This window comes from Johannesbaptistia floridana (genome assembly GCF_057440575.1).
Genome location: NZ_JALKVM010000035.1, coordinates 1 through 4,106, shown reverse-complemented (window position 1 = coordinate 4,106; position 4,106 = coordinate 1). Strand labels below are relative to the sequence as shown.

Here is a 4,106-nt window from a genome sequence, read left to right as displayed (position 1 = left end):
TTTTGTGGTGTCTAGCTTCTAGCTTACGAAAAATTTTAGAACGAAACAGCCCTGCAACGACTACCAATTTAAACGAGGTGTGAAAAAGTGATTTCTCTACATTAGTTCTTCATCCTCAAATGATTTAACAATCACCTCTTCTAGGAGAGGAGAGAGATTGTTATTCAGACGTCCGGCGCGAATAAACTCAGCGTAAGTGTCTGCTTCAATATCAATAAGTTTTTGATTAGTTTGTTCAATAGTTATATTTCTCACATTTGGGTGTTCTTGACGTAGTTTAATGAGTTGCTGCTCAAAGCTTTTGATTTGACCTTCTACAAGTGTATTCTGATAATTATAATATTCTTGATCATATTCTTGTAAGATATTTATCTGTTTTAAGTAATCAGAAATCCTGCGGAAAGCTACCAAACGAGCGGTCAATTCTGTATACTCTTGAGTAATGGCTTGATCGCTGCCGATTAAATTTAGCTTTTGTAGTAATAGTTTAGTAGTCAACCCTTGTATAATCAGGGTGAATAAAACCACACCAAAGACTGTTTCGATAATTTCTTGTCTACCAGTAATGAGTACTGGTACACTCAAAGCTAGAGCAATGGATACCGAACCTCGTAAGCCTCCCCACCAAAGTACAGTTTTATCCTGCCAACTAATAGGAGTTTTACTGATGGCGTCACTTATAGCACCCAGGATAAATATACTAGCTAATCTGGTGATGAGTACAGAGGCTATAGCCAATCCAATTAAACCAAAACGATCCATCAAAGCGTCGATTTGAATCTGGTCTCCAATCAGCAAAAATACGATTGAATTAACGAAAAAAGCAATAAAATCCCAAAAATCAGACACTAACAGACGAGTACGGGGATTCATGCCAATACGAGAGCCAAAATTACCCAAAATTATCCCTACACTCACTACAGCGATTACGCCAGAACCACCTAACTCTTCTGTAATTAAATAAGTACCATAGGCGGAAACCAGAGTCAAAGACTGTTCCACGAGAGGTAAATCAAAGCGCTGGGTTAAAAAAGAGATACCAAAACCGATTAAGGTGCCTACGCCTAAACCGATACCAACTACCGCTAGAAAACGAGCGATGGTTGAGGGGATAGAAAAATCAGTTGTGCCCAAAGGAATGCCTACTAGTAACAAAAAGGCTACTACAGCAACCCCATCATTAAAGAGACTTTCACCCTCCATTAATACTGTTAATCTCTTACTAGCACCTAATTCTCGAAACAGTGCAATTACCGAAACAGGATCTGTAGCTGATAAACTTGCTCCTACTAATAAAGCTGTACTCAATGGCAAGGGTGTAAAGTAACTTATAGATAGACCTATACCTAAAACAGAAATAATTACCCCCACAATAGCAAAAAGAGTAATTGGTAACCAATCTTTTAGTAAAGAGCGCCAGCGAATATTCCAAGCGGCTTCAAAAAGCAGAGGTGGTAGAAATATTTCCAGAATTAACTCAGGAGATAAATTAACTAATCTAATATCGACAAAAGCTAACCCCAGTCCCACAATTACTAACAGTAGAGTGTAGGGGATTTGACGAAACCAGCTAAATATACGTGAAACAGTTGCCACACTTAGAGATACAGAAAGAACAATCAAAAATTGTTCCAGATTCTGTTTAATTAAGACTTCACTTCCAGTAGATTCTAAACTCATAGATAATAAAAGTACTTTTAATAATTAATGATAATAAACTCTATTGAGCTATTTTTCCACAGGGTAGCGAAACCGCATAAATACACTCCAAAATAAAAATAAATATAACTTTCATAATTTTATTGGTAAAAGCTATGTCACGAGTTATTCTTAAAACATTTTTAATTTTAGTTTAAGTTAAATTCTTAAGTTAGCGGTTTGAGTTTCCTGAAAAGATAAGTTGGCCGAATGAGAATTTAACAAAACTTGTAATTGAGCAATACCTTTTTTTAAATGACGAGTCACAGTCATTGGACTAGTGCCAATACGCTTGGCCACTTCTTTTCTTGATAAATCTTGTAAATATACCCACTCAATGGTTCTTCTGGTTTTTTCTTCTAGTTGATTAATTGCACCTTGTAAATGTAAACGTTCTTCTTCTCTGAGTTGTAAAGCTTGTTCATGAGGGTCTGGAAGAATATCCCCAATACTAACTGAAGAATTAATCATTTGACCCACCATTAAATCTAGGCTAATAGTTAGGCGATTTTGAAAAGCTTGTTGACACTCGTTCCATTCTTTGAGACTCACTCCTAACATCTTAGCGATTTCTGCATCTTTAGGAATATTTCCTTCTTGATTGCCTAGTTGATTCCGCAGTTTCTTACCTCTACGAGATAGCTCTTGCCAACGGCGGGGAATCTTAACCATGTTACTGGAGTCTCTTAAATAGTGGAGGATGTCACCACGTATGTAGGGAATGGCGAAGGAACTAAAGGCACACCCTAAAGTTGGATCAAAACGTTCAATTGCTCTAATTAACCCTAAATAGCCAATTTGCTCTAAGTCTTCATAGGGTTCAGCACATTGTTTGCTAACACTATAGGCCACTTTTTTTACTAGGCCCAAATTAAGTTTTACTAGTTGATTCCGTACTTTTACGGATGGCTGACGAGAGTAGGCTATGAATAATTCCAAGCTTTTGGTATTTAGGGTTATAGTATCCATCGTTCCACCATTATTTAACACTTAAGTATTATTCTGCAACTGACTCGCGTTGAATACCATGTTCAATACACGGAAATGTTAATTACCCTTGGTGGTTATTCAGAATAATTACGTATTCTCATATCAAAGCACCAGAACTTATGTACTAAATTAACCTCAGAAAAAGTTCATTTCTCTTTACCCTAAGATCTTACAAAGGTCAACCAATTTTTAAGCGTTGAGCATTAATTCTTTAACTCATTACTTCAAGACTTCAAGACTTCAAGACTTAACCACCACAAATAACTTTGGGTAAAGATGCAAGATCTGAGTATTTATGGGGCTAAATACAGTTGAAAAATATCTACTCATTACTGCTGAAATTCTCTGATTTGATTAGCTAAGTAGCCATAATGGGTAATTTTTAGTAAGTTGACAATTAGGGACAAAGGGATAATTAAGACATAATTACTGTGTGTTCCACCTTGATTATAAGTCGTTTAGTGCGCTATCAGAGAAAGTCTCGACCAACTATTGTTTAGCAATGATATATAGCAGTTCCCTTTCTTGTGAGGTACAAAGGTTATCCTTTTGAGGCAGGAGGCACCGAGGCACGGAGGCAGGAGAGGCTCCGAGTTAGGTACAACCTCATGAGTCCTTTGCAATGATATAATATTGATACTTAAGTAGTTGTTAATGATGGTGATAAAAAAATCTAATACCCTAAGTTATGTCAAAGCATTGCCAACACCAATAAACGAGTTAAATGCTTTGGGCTTTACTAGTTTTGAGATGTTTTTAACAGCTTATGAGCCTATTTATAGAGAAGCAGTTTGTGAAACAGTAAATCATCTAATAAACTGTCAGGGTGATTATTGTCCCATCGAAAAGAAATGGTTAAATAAAGTAAAGTTTGACCAATCAAAATGGAACAGTTACTTACAAAATAAATACCAACTTTTAAAGCGTCACGCCAATGGAATAATAGCAGACGCCCAAGGACAAGTAGGTTCAGCAATTGAATCTAGAAAAGACTATATAAAACAACTAAAAGGTAAATTACAGTCAGCACAAACTTGGTTAAAACGTAAAGTAAAACTAATTAAACAAACCAATAAATTTTACACTAAAACTAAGAAAGTAAAAGGGAAAAAGGTTTTAAATTGGACCAACTCCCGACATAGCTGTAAAATGCCTTTGTCCACTTCATTAAAATTTAAAAAGACAAACTTAAATCATCTTCGTTTCTTAGTTCATAATAAAAAGCGTTATGTAGAGCATTTAAAAAAGAAGATAGCTCGGTTAAAAATAAGTACTATAAGAGTTTGTGTGCCTAGAGGAAACGTATTTGTAGTAGGGTCACGCATATGAAACCTGTGGCAATCAAATATCTCAATGGGATGGCAATATTCTGAAATTTAGAGTGCCGCCAATTTTAGCAGATAAATTTGGCTTATACG

3 protein-coding genes are annotated in these 4,106 nt (G+C 35.8%); 1 reads left to right on the top strand and 2 read right to left on the bottom strand.

Annotation, left to right across the window (positions count from 1 at the left end; translation table 11 throughout):
* Positions 1 to 96 precede the first annotated feature (96 nt).
* Positions 97 to 1,680 (bottom strand): cation:proton antiporter, encoded by a 1,584-nt coding sequence (locus MW688_RS02560; RefSeq protein ID WP_486734346.1) that lies wholly within the window; start codon positions 1,678 to 1,680, stop codon positions 97 to 99.
* A 177-nt stretch (positions 1,681 to 1,857) separates the two neighbouring features.
* Positions 1,858 to 2,667: an RNA polymerase sigma factor SigF gene (locus tag MW688_RS02555; protein ID WP_486734345.1), complete on the bottom strand. Its 810-nt coding sequence runs from the start codon at positions 2,665 to 2,667 to the stop codon at positions 1,858 to 1,860.
* A gap of 675 nt (positions 2,668 to 3,342) precedes the next feature.
* On the opposite strand from MW688_RS02555, the gene MW688_RS02550 reads away from it, so the two are divergent.
* Positions 3,343 to 4,017 (top strand): hypothetical protein, encoded by a 675-nt coding sequence (locus MW688_RS02550; protein WP_486734344.1) that lies wholly within the window; start codon positions 3,343 to 3,345, stop codon positions 4,015 to 4,017.
* Positions 4,018 to 4,106: the final 89 nt, after the last annotated feature.

What these genes read in the sequence shown, in the direction of transcription:
- MW688_RS02555 (WP_486734345.1), bottom strand. Translation starts at nt 2,667, where the DNA reads ATGGATACTATAACCCTAAATACCAAAAGCTTGGAATTATTCATAGCC.
- MW688_RS02550 (WP_486734344.1), top strand. Translation starts at nt 3,343, where the DNA reads ATGATGGTGATAAAAAAATCTAATACCCTAAGTTATGTCAAAGCATTG.
- MW688_RS02560 (WP_486734346.1), bottom strand. Translation starts at nt 1,680, where the DNA reads ATGAGTTTAGAATCTACTGGAAGTGAAGTCTTAATTAAACAGAATCTG.